Raw genomic sequence first — 18910 nt, 5'->3', positions numbered from 1 at the left:
GCCCTGGAAGGCCCGTCGCTGGACCTCTTCCTACCTGACTTGCCCTGACGCCGTCACCGGAGCAGTGGTGCTTTCACGGAACTCGCGCCAGAGCCAGACTCCTACTGTCCCTTGACAGACACGTGCGGCAGTGGGATGCGCTTCGTGGCCTCGATCGCCAGTGACGGATGGGACGGGGGCACGGAGAGCTGGGCGCCTGGCGGCCTTGAAGGTAGTCCAAGCGAACGGCGTCAGTGCCAGGGGCCGACCGAGGTCGTACTCGGGAGACGAGAAACCATGCGCGTCTTCATCTGCCCCCGATCCACGGATCACCCGGTCATCAGCGACCTGATGTAGCTACCCGGCCTTGTCACTGCTCGTTCACGCCGCGGCCGCCCCGGTGCGCTCGACCAGCTGGCCGCGTTCGAAGCGGGCTCCGGCGCGGACGAGCGGGACAAGGTGGGCGGCGTTGACGGAGCGCCAGCGGGCCTGGGCGGACTCGACAAGCGTGCGAGCGACGGCGCCGAACGGCGCACCGTCGCCAGGGCCTGGATGTTCGACCGAGCCAGGCGGGGCGGGGTTGATTGATCCGTTCGGGTGGTGGGGGCAGTCCGGCAGGGCCGCGGTGGCGAATGAGGGGTGCGCGCGGCAGGGTTTCGAGGTCGTGCCGGGCGCATGGGCGGGGGCCGCTGTCCGATCGGGTCAGGATGCACGGCTCTCGCTCTGCCGTCGTGTCAGGACGGCGCGGCGGTGTCAGTCCTGGTCGAGCGGCAGGGCGAGGTCGGTGACGTGGGCGGAGCCGGGGAAGGCGCCCAGGCCGTTGGCGCGGCCGGTCAGCACGTCCACTCGGTACAGGCCCCGCGTGCCGGCGACGTTCAGTGCGGCGTAGCCATAGTTCATGCCCTGCTTGGCGGAGTAGTAGATGTCGAGTCCGGCGTCCGGGCCGGCGTCGACGCCGAGTTTGCCGGTGGGGGCGAGGGTGCCGTTGTTGGCCGGGGACTGCAGGGAGACGCGGTCATTGGTGGTGTCGAGGTCGAACAGGGTGGTGGCGGTGGCTGCGTCGAGGTCGTTGTTGGTGTAGGCGGCGCCGGTGATACCGAGCCCGGTGGTACCGGTGGTGGCGGGCGGGACCGGGGGGTTGGTCAGCGTGCCGTCGGCCACGGTGGTGCTGGCGGCGGGGGTGCCGGCGGGGTCGTCGATGTTGTGCCGCAGGTTCTGCCCCGTGTCGGAGATGACGCGCAGGCGGTTCGCTGCGGGGTTGAAGTCGACGCCGAAGTAGTTGCCCTGGAGTGCGACGGTGAGCTGGGAGACCTTGGTGGCGCAGCCGCTGGTGTCGTCGAGGGTGTAGATGCCGCCCTGGTCGCCGACCCCGTACAGCTTGTGGTCCTGGACGCGGTAGTCGATGCCGACCAGACGGGTGTCGCCGACGAGACCGGCGACGGTGCCGATGACACGGGTGCGGTCGGGGTGGGTGACGGGGAAGTCGACCAGGCGCTGGTCGTCGGTCAGGCCGACGGCGTAGAGTTTGTCCCAGACCTTCCCCTCGGCAGGGGCCAGCGCGGTGGCGCCGGGGGCCAGGGTGAGGGCGAGTGCCGCGGTGGTGGTCGCGGCGGCCAGGACTGCCGTCATGCGGATACGCACGAGTGGCTCCCTTTCGGTTGTGGCGGGACCCGGCGACTCCGGGTCCTCGCCCTACCAGGGACGCACACCACCCGACCGATCAAGCCCAGACATGCCGCCCGGTCACTCGCTCGGCAGCAGCCAAGGGGTTCGGCACGAGGCGCGGTCCGCCGCGTCGTCTCACTGCTGCCCGCTCAGGCGCTCCACTGGACGCCCAACCTGACGGCCATGCCAGGGTGTGACGGGTGCCTGGGTTTGGTTCTCCAGCCTAGGGGCCCGCTCCTGCCGGGCCAGCCGAGGATGGTCTCATGTGCGGCGAGCAGCACGGCCGAGCCGGGTGGTGGTGACCTGAACCGACGTGGAGCCGGTGGTGCACGGCGGGCGGCAGGAGGCGGAGGCGCCTCGCTCCGACCGGCGACCAGACGGCCGGGGCACGGAATCACCTCGTATCAGGACCGGCCGGGGGGCTCTCCCGGTGCCTGGCCCGCTCCTGGCCCAGGTGCGGCCTGGGGTGCCCGGCGGTGTTCAAGGACGGTCAGCGTGGTGCGGGCGAGTGGGGCCTGGAGAGGGTTGAAAGCGGGGTCGGTGGCGAGTGCTGCGGTGAGGTGGGCGTGGGCGTCGGCGGTGTGGCCGAGGGCGTGTTCGATCTCGCCGAGGTGGTAGAGGAAGAGGGCGTTGTGCCAGCCGTGGGCCTGGGCCTGTCGGGCGAGGCCGAGGGCTTCGGCGTCCGTGCCGGTGCGGTGCAGGGCCCAGGCGAGGGCGTCGGCGACGAGGACGTTGTGCCGGCGGTCCCATTCGGCGCGCAGGAGGCGGACGGCTTCGGCAGGGTCGCCGTGGTCGGCCTGGTACTGGCCGAGCGTGAGGTCGTCGACGACGCCGTTGGCGTCGGCCAGCTGCTGTTCGGCGGTCAGCAGCCGGTACTGTTCCCGGGCCTGTTCGGGGTGGCCGAGCGATTCGTGGAGTTCGCCGAGTTCGAGCAGGTACTGGGGAAGCGGGACGCGGGCGATTGCGGCGGTGTAGTCGCGCACGGCGTCGTCGGCCTGGCCGAGAGCGGCTTCGGCGCGGGCCTGGCCGGCCAGGGCGGGGGTGTAGTCGGGGTCGGTCTTGAGGGCTTGCCGGTAGCCGGTGAGTGCGTCGCGGGTGCGGCCGGAGTTCCGGTCGAGTTCGGCGAGCTGGTACTGGCAGAAGGCCTTGTCGGCGGGGTCGTAGGCGCCGTCGAGTGCTTGCTGGAGTGCGGCTCGGGCGTCGTCGGTGCGGCCGTGCTGTTCGAGGTCGTAGGCGGCGCGGGTGAAGGAGGCGGTGCCGGGGCGGCGGTCGAGGAGTTGCTGGACGGCTTCGGTGGCGCCGGTGTCGTCGCCGAGCTGGGTGCGGGCGTCAGCGAGGACGGCGTAGGCGGGCCAGTGCCCCGGGGAGACCACGAGGGCCTGCTCGGCGAAGTCGCGGGCCTGGTCGAAGAGGTGGCGGGCGTTGGCGAGGGCACCCAGGCCGGTGAGGGCGTCGGCGTTGCCTTGCGGGGCCAGGGTGAGGGAGCGGTGCAGTGCCTCGTCGGCCTTCGGGTAGTACGAGGGGTCCGCAGTCAGCCGTGCCTGTTCGACGTATTCGGCTCCCAGCCGTGCCCAGCCGGCCGAGTCGTCGGGCAGCTGCCGTAGCCGCAACTGGTCCGCCGCGATGGCCCTGGCCAGTGAACCGTCGGTGACCAGCGACCTCCCCACACGGAGGGCGACGTCCGCCGACGGCCGGTCGGAGTCGTTCCCGCCGCGGTCCAGCGCCCCGAGTACGGCCAGGCCGCCGCACAGCGCGAGGGTGGTGATCAGTAGCGGCAAGCGGCGCACTGGGTGTCCTTCAATCGTGCGGTGGGGAGCAACGGCCGTGCGGGTGGCCGGTGGCGACGCCACCGGCCACCCAGACTGTGGCGTTCGTCAGTTGGGCTGATTGACGGCCTTGTCGTACGGCAGCGCGACGTAGGGGAAGGTGGCGCCGAACGGCTTGTCGGCGGTGTTGACCTGGTCGCCGGCGGCGAGGGCGGGGATCAGGTTGCCGGGGGTGGCGCCTTCCATGACCTGGAGGGCGATGTCGACGACGTCGTCGGTGAGGCGGCGCCCGTTGGGGAAGCCCTGGAAGTCACCAGCAAGGATGCCGAGCCGGTTCGGGTTGGCGGTGACCGGCGTGGACATGTTGAGGCGCAGTTCCTCGGCAGGGACGAACTTCTTCGGGTTGATGTCCTGGTTCATCAGCTGCGAGTTGAGGTCGACCTGGAAGGGGCCACCGGTGGCCTTGGCGATGCCGGTGAGGAAGATCTCCTGGAGGTCGGTGCGCGGGGTGGCCGGGGCGGGCAGGCCGTAAATCGCCTGGATCAGCTGCGGCACCTCGGGGTTGAGGACCTTGTTGACCACGGCGGGCTGGTTGTGGTCCTCGGACGGCGGGAGGGAGTTGAAGGCGTCCTTGAGTCCGGCGGGCAGGACGACCTCGTTGACCAGCGGGTTGCCGAGGCGGGACACCTGGACGTACTTGCCGGCTGGCTCCGCCTTGCCGGGGGTGAGCTTGAGGGTCTGCTTCTCGGTGCTCGACCACACCCCGATGACGGGGTTGCGGTTCGGGTCGCCCTTGTACGCCAGACGGCTCTTGGGCACCTGGATGGAGAGGGAGTTGACGTTGTATCCGGCGAGGGTGTTCTGACCGACCTCGGAGAGGTTGCCGCCGTAGAGCAGGTCGAAGACCCGCAGGTCGAGGAAGAACGGGTCGGCGGCCTGGGTCGCCACGGTCTGGCCGCCGCCGGGCAGTTGGACGGTCGCCTGCTGACGGAGCCCGGCGTAGTTGGGCATGGACGCGCGGCCGGTGTCGGAGGGGGCGGCGGTGCCGTGCTCGACCAGGGTGACCGGGTCGCAGCCGGGGCGCAGCTCCTGGAGCGTGTAGTACTGGCGGAACAGCAGGGTGGGGTCGGTGAGGTTGTTCACGACGCCGTTGTTGTAGAGGAAGGTGTTGGTGCCGCGCTGGTCCTCGGTGTGGAAGGTCCAGCGGTAGGTGACGTCGGGGCGGCCGGTGCCCTGGGAGTCGATGTTGATGTCGTAGTGCGCGCCGTCGGCCCACGGGTAGAAGTTCGGTCCGCCGTTGGGCTCCTGGAAGGGCAGCCAGTTGGCGACCAGGGTGACGGTGTCCTGGTTGTCGGGGCTGGTGAAGGCGTAGACGTCGGTGTTGTCGACCTGCGGGTCGGCGGCGATCAGCGGGGCCTCGCGGTGGCTGGACGCGGTACTGACGCCGGCGCCCGATCCCAGGAGTGCGGTGCTGGCGAGCGCGAGGCTCATGGTGGTGAGGATCGCGGCGGTGCGGGCGGTGGAGCTTCTGCGGGCAGGTCGGCGCGTGACGCTCATGCGGGGGATTCTCGCTTCCGTGACGGGCGGTGTCCGCTCCGGGCCGAAGGCGGCGGCGGAGCGGGGATCCGGCTGGGCAGCCGCGCTTCGCACTGTGGACCGGATCCCGTCACGTCTTCGTGAGCCGGGCGGGGGCGGTCGGGTCGCCTCACCCCCATGGGCGAGCGATGTCACCCGCCCGGGCGTGCTTCGTCCCTCTTTGCCTCTTGGTGCGGTCCGGCCGCCGTACCGTCAGCCTTCGTTCGCCGCCGGTATTGGCGCAGCCGCCGGAGTGGGGACACTCCATCTCTGTTCGATCCGGGCGAACTTCCACACCGCGAGCGCGACGATCCAGGTGGCGAAGAAGAGGCCGACGATGACGAAGCCGACCGTGTTGAGGTCAAGGCCGGAAATCCAGTCCCAGAACACGCCGTGCAGGGCGAGCTTGTCGGCGAGCAGGCCGAGCAGTTCGACGGTGCCGATGATGAGGGCTACGGCGACCGACAGGCCGGTGATCGTCAGGTTGTAGTAGATCTTGCGGACCGGCTTGGAGAACGCCCACCCGTAGGCGAAGTTCATGAACGAACCGTCGATGGTGTCCAGCAGGCACATGCCCGCGGCGAACAGCACCGGCAGGCACAGGATCGCGTACCACGGCAGCCCCGACGCCGCCCCGGAGCCGGCCAGCACCAGAAGGGCGATCTCGGTCGCGGTGTCGAACCCGAGACCGAAGAGCATCCCCAGCGGATACATCTGCCACGGCTTGCTCACCGACCTCGTCACCCGGCCCAGCAGCCGGTTCATCAGTCCCCGTTTGTCCAGCTGCTCCTCCAGCGCGCTTTCGTCCAGGTGGCCGGCACGCATCTGTCGGAAGACCTTCCAGATGCCGACCAGGATGACGAGGTTGACGACCGCGATCAGGTACAGGAACGAGCCCGAGACGGCGGTGCCGATCAGGCCCGTCACCTGGTGGAGCCGGGAGCCGTCGTCCTGGAGCGGCCCGGCCAGGGCCTTCACGCCGAAGGAGAGCAGGACGGCCAGGGCGAACACGACGGATGAGTGCCCGAGGGAGAACCAGAAGCCGACGGACAGGGGCCGCTTGCGCTGCTCCATGAGCTTGCGGGTCGTGTTGTCGATCGCGGCGATGTGGTCCGCGTCGAAGGCGTGCCGCATGCCGAGGGTGTAGGCGGTGACGCCGATCCCGACCCCGAAGCTCTTCTCTCCGAGGGTGTGGTGCTCGGGCGCGACCACGGCGACCAGGGTGACCCAGCCGACGATGTGCAGGGCGACGATGAAGCCGCCCATCCCGGCCAGCCGCTGCCACTCCTGACGAGTGATCGATGCCACGGCGGCGGCACGAGCGGATCTCGGAAGGTCGTGGGTTGGGGATACGGATGAGGAGGCCATGGGCACCCTTCCTGCATCTTCGGCCGACGCACCGCAACCGGTGCGTCGATCTCGTAGTTGCACTATGTCCGCAAGAAGGAGTGCTGTCACGGGGCGCGCCGGGGGCGCGAGGGAGTGCAACGCCGGCGCCCCACCGCCGGAGCGGCCTGGGATGATCGTGTGTTCGATCAATGGGAACCCGTGTACGGATGTACTGCTCCGTGCGAGTGATCTTGCCGACAGGTCGGAATGGTGGCCGCTCTACGCCGTCCGGCAGCCCGAAGGTGATGTGGGCCCTGTCGGCCCCTTCCCTCTTCCTGCCGGGCCGGGCCTCACCGCCGCGGCGGCCGGCCCCGTCCCAGGAGGCCCAGCGTGGCGGTCCCACGATTCCTCGCCCGGGCAGGTGTGGTGGCGTCAGGTGCGCTGCTCCTGCTCGGCGGCGCTGCACCTGTCGCCGGCGCCCATCCTTTGGGGAACTTCTCCCTCAACCACTACCTCGGCTTCACCGTCCATGCTGAAGGCCTTGATGTCTTCGCTGTGACCGATGCCGCCGAGATCCCCACCCTGCAGGAGCAGCCGAAGGTCGACCGCAACGGCGACGGCACCGCCGATGACGCCGAGCTTCACGCCTGGGCCTACGAGCAGTGCGCGCAGGCCGCGCAGCGCCTCAAGGTGACGACCGACCGGACAACCGGGCCGCTGGCGTGGCACACCGGCTCGGCGCAGTTCCGCTACGAGGACGGCTCCGCGGGGTTGCGCACGAGCCGCCTGGAATGTTTGTTGCGGGCCGATCTGCACCTCCCGGCCGACGGCATTACCCTGCGCGTCGCGAGCGGAAGCGATCCGGGCAGGGTCGGGTGGAACGAGATCACCGCCCGGGGCGACGGCAGCACCCTCGATCAATCGGACGTCCCGACCCGGTCGGTTTCCCAGGAGCTGCGGGACTACCCCCGTGACCTGCTCGACAGCCCGAACGGCGTCACCAGCGCCCAGTTCCGCGCGCGGCCCGGCGGCAACACGGCACCCGCCCAGGGAGCGACCGTGACCACGCTGGGCTCCGGGCCCACGGCTTGGCTGAGCAGCCTCGACGCCCGCCTCACCGAACTTGGTGCCGCCCGGCACCTGACCGTCCCGATCGGTCTGCTCGCCGTACTCCTCTCGATCGTGCTGGGCGCCGGGCACGCGCTGCTGCCCGGGCACGGCAAGACCGTGATGGCCGCCTACCTGGCGGGCCGCCGCGGAAGCACCCGGGACGCGGTCACCGTCGGGGCCATCGTCACGGTGACCCACACCGCGGGCGTCCTCGTCATCGGCCTGTGCCTGACGGCGTTCTCCTCGCTGGCCGGAGACGTCCTCCTCGGGTGGCTGGGCGTCCTCAGCGGCGCCCTGGTCACCTTCGTCGGGGCCGGCTTGCTACGGGACGCGGTCCGGCGCTCCCGCCACGCCCGCGGGCACGAACACCCCCGGCATGCTCCCGAGAACGCGGACCACGAGCCCATCAGGGAACTCGCGCACGTGTCGGCGGCGCCCCCACCGAACGCCCACGAGGACCACCCGCACCCGCATCACCACCCGCACGACCACGCCGACACGCACGTCCATGGCAATCACCGGCACCCGCACGACACCACCCACGACGACCTTCCGCACTCGCACGAACATCAGCACCCGTCCGACGGCCACCACCACGACCACCACGGGCGCACACACGATCACGGTCACCGGCACGGTCTGCTCGGCGGCCACCACCACGACCATGACCCAGCCACACCTGGCCGACGCGGTCTGGTCGGCCTGGGCATCGCCGGCGGTCTGGTGCCGAGCCCCTCGGCCCTGGTCGTCCTGCTGGGCGCAGTCGCGCTCGGCCGTACCCTCTTCGGCGCGGCCCTGGTGGTCGCCTACGGCCTGGGCATGGCGGCCACCCTGACCGCCGTCGGCCTGCTCCTGGTCCGCCTCGGGGACCGGGTCGTGGGCGCGGCGGACGGCCCGGTCCTCGGCCGGGTTCGCCGAATCGCACCGTACAGCGCCCTGCTGACAGCACTGCTCATCCTGACCGTCGGACTGGGGCTGGTCGTTCGCAGCCTCCCGTCGACCCTGTGAACACCAGCCCGTACCGGAGGCCGATCACCGTGACAACTCGCCGAGCGCACCCGCTGTCCCTCCTCCTCCTTCTCCTCCTCGCCGCTCCTCTGCTGGCGGCCTGCGGCGGTGCCGCGGACGGCAGCTTCGACGCCCAGCCCGGCACCCCGTCCCCGTCCTGCCTCCAGCACCAGGCCCAGGAGCCGGGCACGAAGTACACCGGCGGGGAGAAGTCAAATCCGCGGTCGGTCCTGGAGATGATGCGCTTCTACACCGCCAACGGCACCAAGGCCTTCTGCGACGGCAAACCGCCGACCGGCATCGACCGCCGCTGGACCGACCTCTACACCGAGCTCGGCGGCGACGCGAGTCACGTCCCGCAGCCGAAGCGCTAGCGGGCGCGCCGGACTCAGCCTGTGCTACCCGCCCCCCGAGCTCCGCCAGCGCGGCGCGGGCATCCCGGGCGTGCAGGGGGTGGAAGGCGGAGTTGATCGCCAGCGCGGTCCCCAGTTCGGTCCGCGCCTCGCCCGGCCGTCCGAGCCCCTGGAGGATCCGGGCGCGGTGGTAGTGGAAGAGGGCGCTGCGCGTCCCGAGGGCCAGGGCCTCGTCGGACTGCACGAGCGCCTCCTAACCTCGCTGGCACGGCCTGGGCCACCCGTCGCGGGTCCGCGACCGCCCGCATCCTCGCCGCCCTACTCACCGTCGGCGCTCTCACCCTCGGCCTGAGCGCCTGCGGCAGCAACGGCGACTGGTCGTCCACCTCGGCCAAGGGCAACACCACCGCGCCGGCCGCCGCCTTCTCGACCGCCGTAGTTTCAGCACCCGCCTCCATGCCTTCCGTGAGCGTTGCCGAGATGGGCGCAGCCTTCGGTGCCGCGTGCGCCGCCGTGCCGAAGGGCGGTGCCGGCAGCTTCACCGGCACGGCCCAGGACCCGGTGGCTACCGCCGCGTCCAACAATCCGCTGCTCTCCACCCTGGTCGCAGCCGTCAAGGCGGCCGGCCTGGTCGACACCCTCAACTCCGCCAAGAATGTGACCGTCTTCGCCCCGACCAACGACGCCTTCGCCATGCTCGCCGACAAGGCCCTGCTCACCAAGATCCTCACCTACCACGCCACCCCGGACAGCCTCGCCCCTGCGGCCCTGACCGGCACGCACAAGTCACTGAGGGCGGTGACGTCGCCGTGACCGGCTCGGGCGCGGACTTCACTGTCAAGGTGCTGTGCGGCAACGTCCACACCGCCAACGCCACCGTGTACATCGTCCTGTGTGACACTCCGGCGCGCGTCAGCGGGCCGCAAAGGTCGCCGCACCAGCGTCCTTACCGATTGCCCCAACGCCCGGCCCGTCGTCGCAACCGCGCGTTGGCGCGCATCGCCCCGGACTCACCGCATTGGTGGGCCGGGCCGACCTCGGCTACCGCCTCGTCTGGGATTGCCGGTTGGACGGCTTGCCTCTCGGGGGCGTGTAAGCGATCTGGCTCATACAAGATTTTCGTAGCCGGTGATCGCTTCGGAGCGTGTGTCAGCTGAGCAGGATGCGCTGACGCAGGAGGCGGTATCCGGCGCGGCCGTAGGTCTGTCTCTTGAGCAGCTTGATCTTGTTGTTGACGCCTTCGGTGCGGCCGTTGTGCCAGGGCAAGGTGAGGGCGTGTTCGACGGCTGTGCGATCGCGTTCGAGCCCGGCGACGTAGGCGTGCAGGAAGGGCAGGTCCGCGGCTCGGACCTGGGTGATCCAGCCGGTCAGCGCGTCGGCGTTGGCCGGTGCCGGGGTGAGCAGGGCGGCGAAGCCGGTCGTCGCGGCGGCCAGGGCCGTCATCTCCGGGCAGGCCCCGGCGAGCTGGTCGCGCAGCACGAGCTGCTCTTCGCGCAGGTGGTCGGGGTCGGTGAGCAGGAGGCGGGCCACTCTGCGCGGGGAGAGGCTGGCGTGGTCGGCCTCGACCCGTCCCTGGTTGATGTAGCGGACCAGGAGGTTCGCACTGCCGCTGTAGCCGAGTTCCTTGATCTCGGCCAGGAGGTGGGTGACGGGGACCGCGGGGTCCTCGGCGCGGCGTCGGCGCAGGTGGTCGCGGTAGGGATCGACCAGGGTGGGCCGGTACAGGGGCGCCGTCACCATGCGTTCCGGCTCGGTGTGGCGGGCGTAGCGTTTGACGGTGTTCAGGGCGAGGCCCAGACGGCGGGCGCATTCCAGCAGGCCGACCCCGGCCCCGAGGAGCTGGTGGACCTGCTGCCACCGCTCGCGGGTGGTCGCGGCGCGGGTGCCCTCCCGCAGGGGCGGGCCGGCCTTGGCCCAGCAGGCGCTGTGGGCCCTGATCTCGCTGGTCGCGGCCTCGGCCAGGCCGTGCCACAGGTGCCAGCGGTCGCAGACCTGCGTGATCGCGGGGTTGGCGTCCGTGGTGGCCTGCGCGAAGCCCCCGGCCCCGTCCCGGCAGACAACCGAGATACCGGGGTGGTCCTTCAGCCAGGCGGTGACCGTCTCCATCTTCCGGTCCGGCAGCACCTCGATCCGCTCACCTGTCACGGCGTCGATCAGGATCGTGGCATAGCGGTGGCCTCGGCGCAGGGCGAACTCGTCGATCCCCAGTACCCGCGGGACGGCCCTGGCCGGCAGGGCGACGCGCATCAGGCAGTTCAGTACGCACGCCCAGGACAGCGCCTGGTGCAGCACACTCAGTAGCCGGGCCCCGGCCGACCCGGCCAGGGCCACGGCGACCGCGTCGATCACCTTCTGCAGGGCTGGCGTGCGGCGCTGGTAACGCTTCGTCAGCCCGTCTACCTGCTCTGCGAAGGTGGCCTTCTCGCAGTCCGGGTTCTCGCAGTACAGGCGGCGCACCGATAAGTCGATCACGACCGGGCGGCCGCCGACCGCCTCGTCCGCGACATGCCGCTCATATCGCGAATGCACCCAGTCCGATACCTGCCCGCACGCCGGACACGCCGCTTCGGCGTCATCCCTGGTCCGGGCCGTGATCCTCAGCAGATCCCCGCCAGCCTCCACCCGATCGACCCGCACCGCGGCCAGCTGCGGCAGAAGGTCCCCCACCACGACAACACACACAGCCAGCCTCTCACCGCCAACCAGCCAACGCCAGAGGCAAGTTGAAGCGATCACCGGCTACGAAGATCTTGTATGAGCCAACTTTCTGACACGCTCGAACACGCCACCGGCACTCGCCCCGACCGGTCGCCGCGCCCGGGCCGGGCGCTCAGGCGGCGGCCAGGACCGTGCCGGCGCGGTGCAGGAAGTCCGCGACCTGGTCCTGGCCGCGCCAGGGGCGCAGCGCGGTGGTGACGTCGCGCAGGTAGGCGTGGGCGCGGGCGGAGCGGACCGGTCCGAGGATCGCCGTGGCGCGTTCGCCGGCGGCCAGCGCGGAGGGGAGGTCGTTGTTCTGCAGGTGGGCGACGGCCAGGACGGTGCAGCGGATGCCGGTGGCGCGGGCGAAGTCGCTTGCGGACATCGGTCCGGCCTGGTGGCCCCAGCGCAGGGCGGCCTGCGGCTGCCCGAGGTCCTTGTGGATCTCGGCGGCGTCGGTGCTGATCCGCTGGTGGGTGAGGTAGGCGAGGTGGGCTGGGTCGCGGGTGCCCGGGTGGATGGAGTCCAGCAGGTTCTCGCACACGGCCAGCGCCCGTCCGGCGGCCCGGCCGTCGCCCGCCCGGCCGTGCGCGCGGGCCTCCGCGAGCTTGATGAAGGCCAGCACCCGGGGCGCGGCCGCGTGCTGGGCCTGCTCGTAGGCACCCTGGGCCATGTCGATCGCCTCCTCGGGGTAGCCGCGCAGCATCGCCTGCAGACTCATCGTCGCCAGGGTGTACGCCCCGGCCTCCCGGTCACCGGCCGCGCGCGCCAGGCGCAGCGACTGGACGAAGTCGCGCTGCGCCGGGCCGTGGTCGCCCATGTCGAACGAGGACCAGGCGGAGACGCGGGCGAGTTCGGACACGGCCGTGAGCAGCTCCCGGCCGAGTTGTTCGGTGAACTGCCCCTGGAGCAGGGGTACGGCGCGTTCGCGCAGCAGGCGCGTGACGGCCGGTGCCTTGGCGTGGCCGCCACCGAACCGCGAATCCCAGCGCCGTGCCTCCTCGGAGGCCTCCCACAGCTGGTCCAGGTCGGTGCGTCCGACGCGGCGCACGCGCGGGTCGGGGGTGACGGGGACGGCGTCGGCGGGCGTGCCGAGCCATCGGATGGTGGGTACCTGGTACGCGCCGATCGCGAAGGAGCCGTGGAGGAGGGAGCGTCGGTTGATCATGGGGGTGCTCCAGTGCTGGATGGCGCCGCGCAGGGCGATATCGGGATCGCGGGGGAAATCCAACCCGATGTCGGCGGCCGCCTCGCGCGCCTCGCCCATGCCGATCTCCGCCAGGGTGACTGGCCTGCCGAGGCGTTCGCCCAGCGCATCGGCCACGCAGGCCGGCGCGGGGTCGCGCGGAACCATCCCCTGGGCCGTCCACCGGGATACGCCCGTATGGGTGTAGGCGGTGGTGACGCCGCGTTCGGCGGCCAGCTCGTTGACCCGCCGGGCGAGCCACTTGTGGCTGACGCCGCAGGCCTCGATGAGCGCGGCCAGGTGGGTGTTCGGGCCCTTGGCCCGGGTGGTCGCCACGACGGGATCCCCCTGTTCGTCCGGGCCCGGCCCCATGGTGCGCGGGCCGGTGCTCCGAGCGTAGAGGGCCCCAGTGCTCTTCGGAGCAGGTTCGTGTTGTGTGCCCCCCTTGTGTGCCTCCCCGAAGGAGCGCCGCGGGTGTTTCCTGGACACCCACCCACCAACGGCCGAACCGAAGGAGCGCAACTCACATGTGATTAGCCATATATGACGATTCGTAGGGCAAGCGCGCGGGCCCGTAGGATGCGCCCCATGAGCCAGAAGAACTTGCTTGTCACCGGGGGCGCCGGCTTCATCGGCGCGAACTTCGTCCGCTATACCCGCGAGCACCGCCCCGAGTACCGGATCACCGTCCTGGACGCGCTGACCTACGCCGGGAACAAGGACAACCTCGCCGGCCTTGACGACGTCGACCTGGTCGTCGGCGACATCTGCGACCGCGACCTCGTCGACCGCCTCATCGCCGACTCCGACGTCGTCGCCCACTTCGCCGCCGAGTCCCACGTCGACAACTCCCTGCACGACCCCGAGCCGTTCGTCCGCACCAACGTCCATGGCACCTTCACCCTCCTGGAAGCCGTCCGCCGACACGGCAAGCGCCTCCACCACATCTCCACCGACGAGGTCTTCGGCGACCTGCCCGTCGACAGCACCGACCTGTTCACCGAGGACAGCCCCCACAACCCCTCCAGCCCCTACTCCGCCACCAAGTCCGGCTCCGACATGCTCGTCCGCGCCTGGGTCCGCTCCTACGGCGTCCAGGCCACCATCTCCAACTGCGCCAACAACTACGGCCCCTACCAGCACCCCGAGAAATTCATCCCCCGCCAGGTCACCAACCTGATCACCGGCACCCGCCCCCGCCTGTACGGCGACGGCACCAACGTCCGCGAGTGGACCCACGTCGACGACCACAACGCCGGCGTCCACACGATCATCGACCACGGCACCCCGGGCGAGACCTACCTCATCGGCTCCGCCGACGAGCGCAGCAACCTCGAGATCGTCCAGCTCATCCTCGAACTCCTCGGGCACGACACCACGGCCTACGACCACGTCGCCGACCGCCCCGGCCACGACCTGCGCTACGCCAACGACAGCACCAAGCTGCGCGCCCTCGGCTGGCAGCCCCGCTACAGCAACTTCCGCCAAGGCCTCGCCGACACCATCGCCTGGTACCAGAACAACCAGCCCTGGTGGGAGGCCCAGAAGACCACCACCGAAACCAAATACACCGAGATCGGGCGCTGACCCCCCACGCACGGGGCCGGCCCCCGAGAAGGAGTCAGCCCCGTGCGCCGCACCCTCATCGTCGGAGCCGGCATCGCCGGCCTGCTCACCGCCCTGCGCCTGGCCCACGCCGGCCACAACGTCACCGTGCTGGACGCCGAACGCATCGGCTCGGGCGCCACCTGCGCCAACCACGGCATGATCCACTCCGGCGCCCTCTACGCCCGCCAGTCCCCGCACATCGTCAACGCCTGCCGCCAGGCGGGCACCTTCTACGCCCTCCTCGCGCCCGACGCCGAGGTTCCGGCCTCCGACGCCGTCTACGTCCTCGACCCCGCCGACGAGCACGCCTTCCGCAGCGCCCTGGACACCCACCAGCTGCCCCACCACAGCGTCAAGCCCACCGACGTCCAGCACCTGCGCCCCGACGCGGTAACCGGCCAGCACCTCATCGCCACCACCGAACGCGCCATCTCCTCCCGGCGCCTGCTGACCGCCATCACCGGCCAGTGCCTCGCCGCCGGAGTGCGGTTCGTCCTCGGCACCGCCGCCCACAGCATCGTCCTCGACGGCAACCGGGCCGCCGCCGTACGCACCGGCACCGGCGACAGCCTGGAGGCCGACTACATCGTCCTCGCCGCAGGCCTCGGAACCACCCGGCTCCTCGCCGCCCTGGACTCCAAGCACACCCAGGACCTGCGCTCACGCCTGGACATGATGATGCACCTGCCCGGCAGCCTCACCCAGGGCATCATCTTCACCAACCAGTCCGGACCCGTCGTGATGCCCACCCACGGCGCCGTCCTCGCCTCCCTCTACGGCGGCATCCAGCCCCAGATCACCGGCTGCCGCCGCTTCCCCGTCACCCTGGAACGCACCCAGCTGCTCATCCACCAGCTCGGCCGGCTCCTGGAACCCGGCGCCGTCGACCTCCCCTCGGCCACCGCCTACACCGTCGGCAAGACCGACTACGTCGCCACCCACCAGGCACTCGCGGGCCGATTCAACCCGGGCTGGCACATCATCGACCACACCGAGCACGACGGCATCACCGGCCTGCACACCATCTGCACCGGCAAAATGACCCTCGCCGGCCACGCCTCCGCCGCCTGTGCCCAGCAGATCCTCGGCCACCCCGTCGAACTGCTCATCACCCCGCGTCCCGCCACCCACGTCCCGGCCGGCCTGGTCGCCGTCGAGCCCTGGGCCCCCGCCCTGGCCTGAACCCGAAGGAGGCCACGCCATGATCCCCCCGTTCCGCAGCGAGTTCACCACCACCCAGAAGGCCGCCTACCTCACCGCCGCGGCCGCCATCCTCGACAGCGGCCGACTCACCCTCGGCCCCTACACCGAACAGCTGGAAGAGCGGTTCTCGGCCGCCACCGGCGCCCGGCACGCCATCGCCGTCTCCTCCGGCACCACCGCCCTCGAGATCACGATCCGATCCCTCAACCTCACCGGCGCCGACATCCTGGTCCCCGCGAACACCAACTACGCCACCGCCGAAGCCGTGATCCGCGCCGGAGCCCGGCCCGTCCTCTACGACGCCGCACTCACCGCCACGGCCGAGGCCATCGACAGCGCCCGCACCCGAGCCACCCGCGCCGTGATCCTCGTCCACATCGGCGGCCACATCACCCCCGAACTCGACAAGATCACCCACCTCTGCGACAACCACGACCTGCTCGTCGTCGAAGACGCCGCCCACGCCCACGGTTCCTCCACCCCCGACCACCGCGCCGGCACCATCGGCGCGGCCGCCGCCTTCTCCACCTTCGCTACCAAAGCCCTCACCACCGGCGAAGGCGGCCTGATCACCACCCACGACCCCACCACCGCCGCCCGCGCCCGCCACTACCGAGACCAGGGCAAGGACGCCGACGGCCGCAACACCGTCTTCGGCAGCGCCTGGCGCATGCCCGAACTCTCCGCGGCGCTCGGCGTCGTCCAGCTCACCACCGCGCCGACGCCCATGCAGCGCGGCCACGACCTCCTGCGCACCTACGCCCAGCGAATTCGTCACCCCGACGTCGCGGTCCCCTTCGAGCCCGGACACCGCTACAGCGGACACAAGGCGATCATCCAGCTACCCGACCACACCCGGCGCGAACACCTGCGCGCCCACCTGACAGCCGCCGGTATCACCCCGGCCCGCGGCGTCTACGACCGCCCTCTCCACCACCAACCCGCCCTCGGCCTCACCGGCCGCTACCCCCTCGCCGACCACTTCGCCGCCACCCACCTGTGCCTTCCCCTGTGGCCCGGCCTCACCTCGGACCAACAACACCGCATCATCAAGACCATCAACACCTGGGGATGCTCACCCCACGACTGAACCCAAGCCTGCCCCGCGGCGCAAAGCCGCGGGGCATCCCCTGCCGCAGTGGCGAGATTCGTGTATTTCTCCACTACATTTCAGGATTACCGGGCCCGTCATTATCGTGAACCTGGTACCGGACTCACCCGCGAGCGAGGTGAACCGCCCCGGGTTCGGTAGAGACTCGATTTCATGTAAGGATTCGAGTCATGGCACGTCCCTCTTCCTACCCGCCTGAGCTGCGCCGTCGTGGTCGCCGAGGTCCTTGGTGACTACCCGAACGAGTCGGCCGCGCTGCGGGCCGTCGCGGAGAATCTCGCCATCGGCTCCGCCGAGACGCTGCGCAACTGGGTCCGGCGGGACCAGGTCGACTCCGGGCAGCGGCCCGGGACCGATACTCAGCGCACTCAGCGCCCGGGTCCTCGCAGAATTCGGCGACGATCCGCACCGCTACGCCAGCGCCAAGGCCCGCAAGAACTACGCCGGCACCAGCCCGATCACCCGCGCCTCCGGCAGAAAGAAGGTCTCGCGGACACACGAGCTGTGAGAGGAGATCGTGCGCCGCACCGAGCCGGCATGAGGTTCGTTCGTTGAGCCCGGGAAAATCGTTGGACCCGCTGACGGGGGCGAGTCGTAGGGTTCGGGGCGCGGAGACGCGGTAGGCGAAGAGGGAATGGTGGATGGCGGGACTGTACGAGATCTGGCAGCGGGCGGAGGTGTCGCGCAGGCTCGACGTGCTGTCGGGCTTCGTCGCGATGTGCGTGGCAGGGGAGGACGACGCGCGACGCCGTCTCGCCGAGCTGGTTGCCGACACGGACGCGGCCCTCTCCGCCTCGCCCCCGGATTTGGTAGTCGCCTTGGAGTACCTGGACGAACTCGTCTGGTGGGCTGACACGGAGTGGGCCGATCACCCCTATCGTCCCGTGGAAGCCCGGCCCGACGAGGCCGACCGGCAGACGCGTGACTACGCCAAGGATCTCCGGCACGCCGCACTCCCGGTCCGCGTCCGGGACGAGATGGGCCGCATCGAACTCAGCCTCGAGGTGCGGTTCCTGGCCTTGTGCCGCCAACCAGGGTTGGACTGTCGGATCCGCCAGGACATCTTCTACGTCGCCGGGCGTGCCGCGATGGCCCTCGACCTCGGGCACTTGGAAGCGGCAGAGCGGGAGATCCGGCGCATGGAACAGGTGGGCTCCCTGGAGCCACGGGAGAGCCGATGCGGCTGATGCGCGGCTCTCCGAGGTCCACAGGTGTGGAACGAGACCGTCAGTACGCCCGAGATCTCCTTCTTCATCGCCTTGATCTGCGGGGACTCCTCCGTCATCCCAGTCCGGGTTGGGAGCGGATGATCTCAGCGTTGGGGTGCCGGCCAAAGTAGTCCTCCACCTGCCCGTGCAGGAAGTTGACCTGCTCGTTCAAGGTGACCAGCAGCGCGACAAGAGCGCGCACCGAGGCGGCGTAGGCCGCCGTCACAGCGGCGGGCTGGCCCAGGTGCTTGGCGCGCAGTACGGCCTGGATCTTGGTGGCCTTGTCGGCGATGTTGCGCCGGCGGGCACGCTTGAGGGCCGCACTGATCTGTGTGGTCGTCAGCTTCGCCGCGACTACCGGATCAGGTGCTTCGGCCGGCAGTTCCAAGACGTCGGTGGCGTCCAGGTCCTCGAACGCTTCCAGGGCGGCGGGGAAGTAGTCGAGCAGGGCGTGCCGCAGCCGTTGCGTGGTGCGGGTCCGCTCCCAGATCAGGGTCTTGTGGGTTCGCGTTACCACCTTGACCGCTTCTGCGTCGGCGGTGTCCCCGGAGATCGGGCGCAGCTGGTGCGAGTCGGTGCGCACCATGTAGGCGAGCATGTGCGCGTCGGCCGCGTCACTCTTGGCCCCCGACACTGCCAAGCGGTCCCGGTACCGGGAAGCCTGCAGCGGGTGACCGCGTACATCGTGTAGCCCGCAGCGATCAGCGCCTGCACCCATGGGCCCCGGTCGGTCTCGATCCCGATCACGACCTCGGCCCTGCTGTCCTCGCCGAGCTCGGCGCCGATCATCGCGTGCAGCCGCTCGATTCCCGCGACGCCCTCCTGCAGCCGGGCCTCGGACAACCGACGGCCCGTGGCGTCCATCAGCTCGACGTCGTGGTGGTAAGTGCACAAGGGAGCTTGTGTGTGAGGCTGACGGGTCGAGCAGGGACGAAATTCCGCTGGGCCCGCTCGACGTCTGCCCAAATCCTCAACGCTGCGGGCACTGACCAACGTCCGTATCGCCTGTGTGAGCTCAGACGCCGTTGTCGTACCGGTCAGGGCGGTTGCCGATCGAACGGGAGTCCCGTTCGGGTGATCGCGGGGTGATGGACGCATGAAGACAGGGCCTC

Annotated in this window: 13 protein-coding genes and 2 pseudogenes; 8 read left to right on the top strand and 7 right to left on the bottom strand. The window is 70.5% G+C overall.

Going from position 1 to position 18910, the window contains the following annotated elements; genetic code table 11:
* Positions 1–732: 732 nt before the first annotated feature.
* From ACZ34W_RS37040 to nicT, 4 genes are all read right to left on the bottom strand, one after another.
* Positions 733–1608, bottom strand: coding sequence for a DUF4394 domain-containing protein (locus tag ACZ34W_RS37040; protein ID WP_465610677.1), 876 nt, complete (start codon positions 1606–1608; stop codon positions 733–735).
* A gap of 440 nt (positions 1609–2048) precedes the next feature.
* Complete coding sequence (locus ACZ34W_RS37035; RefSeq protein ID WP_465610675.1) at positions 2049–3431, bottom strand: tetratricopeptide repeat protein; 1383 nt, start codon at positions 3429–3431, stop codon at positions 2049–2051.
* An 87-nt stretch (positions 3432–3518) separates the two neighbouring features.
* On the bottom strand, positions 3519–4967 hold the full coding sequence (locus ACZ34W_RS37030) for a DUF4331 domain-containing protein (RefSeq protein ID WP_465610673.1): 1449 nt from the start codon (positions 4965–4967) through the stop codon (positions 3519–3521).
* Between the two features lie 231 nt (positions 4968–5198).
* A complete protein-coding gene (gene nicT / locus ACZ34W_RS37025) occupies positions 5199–6293 on the bottom strand; it encodes a Nickel transporter NicT (RefSeq protein WP_465610671.1) in 1095 nt (364 codons plus the stop codon).
* Between the two features lie 411 nt (positions 6294–6704).
* On the opposite strand from nicT, the gene ACZ34W_RS37020 reads away from it, so the two are divergent.
* From ACZ34W_RS37020 to ACZ34W_RS37010, 3 genes and pseudogenes are all read left to right on the top strand, one after another.
* Positions 6705–8432 (top strand): nickel/cobalt transporter, encoded by a 1728-nt coding sequence (locus ACZ34W_RS37020; RefSeq protein WP_465610669.1) that lies wholly within the window; start codon positions 6705–6707, stop codon positions 8430–8432.
* A gap of 29 nt (positions 8433–8461) precedes the next feature.
* On the top strand, positions 8462–8806 hold the full coding sequence (locus ACZ34W_RS37015) for a hypothetical protein (protein ID WP_465610667.1): 345 nt from the start codon (positions 8462–8464) through the stop codon (positions 8804–8806).
* Between the two features lie 327 nt (positions 8807–9133).
* Positions 9134–9675, top strand: a pseudogene (locus tag ACZ34W_RS37010) (fasciclin domain-containing protein); the annotation flags it as partial.
* Between the two features lie 259 nt (positions 9676–9934).
* Here ACZ34W_RS37010 and ACZ34W_RS37005 read toward each other — a convergent pair.
* Together ACZ34W_RS37005 and ACZ34W_RS37000 are read right to left on the bottom strand one after the other, a co-directional pair.
* Positions 9935–11467, bottom strand: a complete 1533-nt coding sequence (locus tag ACZ34W_RS37005) for an ISL3 family transposase (protein ID WP_465610665.1) — start codon at positions 11465–11467, stop codon at positions 9935–9937.
* Between the two features lie 148 nt (positions 11468–11615).
* Positions 11616–13004, bottom strand: coding sequence for a sporulation protein (locus tag ACZ34W_RS37000; RefSeq protein WP_465610663.1), 1389 nt, complete (start codon positions 13002–13004; stop codon positions 11616–11618).
* Positions 13005–13256: 252 nt separating this feature from the next.
* On the opposite strand from ACZ34W_RS37000, the gene rfbB reads away from it, so the two are divergent.
* From rfbB to ACZ34W_RS36975, 5 genes and pseudogenes are all read left to right on the top strand, one after another.
* Positions 13257–14255: a dTDP-glucose 4,6-dehydratase gene (rfbB, locus tag ACZ34W_RS36995; RefSeq protein ID WP_465610661.1), complete on the top strand. Its 999-nt coding sequence runs from the start codon at positions 13257–13259 to the stop codon at positions 14253–14255.
* Positions 14256–14297: 42 nt separating this feature from the next.
* Positions 14298–15458, top strand: coding sequence for an NAD(P)/FAD-dependent oxidoreductase (locus ACZ34W_RS36990; RefSeq protein ID WP_465610659.1), 1161 nt, complete (start codon positions 14298–14300; stop codon positions 15456–15458).
* 19 nt (positions 15459–15477) lie between these two features.
* Positions 15478–16569 (top strand): DegT/DnrJ/EryC1/StrS family aminotransferase, encoded by a 1092-nt coding sequence (locus tag ACZ34W_RS36985; RefSeq protein ID WP_465610657.1) that lies wholly within the window; start codon positions 15478–15480, stop codon positions 16567–16569.
* Positions 16570–16957: 388 nt separating this feature from the next.
* Positions 16958–17071: pseudogene (locus ACZ34W_RS36980) on the top strand (transposase); the annotation flags it as partial.
* A gap of 160 nt (positions 17072–17231) precedes the next feature.
* On the top strand, positions 17232–17777 hold the full coding sequence (locus ACZ34W_RS36975; RefSeq protein ID WP_465610655.1) for a hypothetical protein: 546 nt from the start codon (positions 17232–17234) through the stop codon (positions 17775–17777).
* A gap of 94 nt (positions 17778–17871) precedes the next feature.
* Here the strand turns inward: ACZ34W_RS36975 and ACZ34W_RS36970 are convergent, their stop codons facing one another.
* Positions 17872–18516: an IS110 family transposase gene (locus tag ACZ34W_RS36970; protein ID WP_465610653.1), complete on the bottom strand. Its 645-nt coding sequence runs from the start codon at positions 18514–18516 to the stop codon at positions 17872–17874.
* Positions 18517–18910: the final 394 nt, after the last annotated feature.

The organism is Kitasatospora sp. NPDC022856, from assembly GCF_055561235.1.
This window is presented reverse-complemented; position numbering and strand designations above follow the sequence as displayed.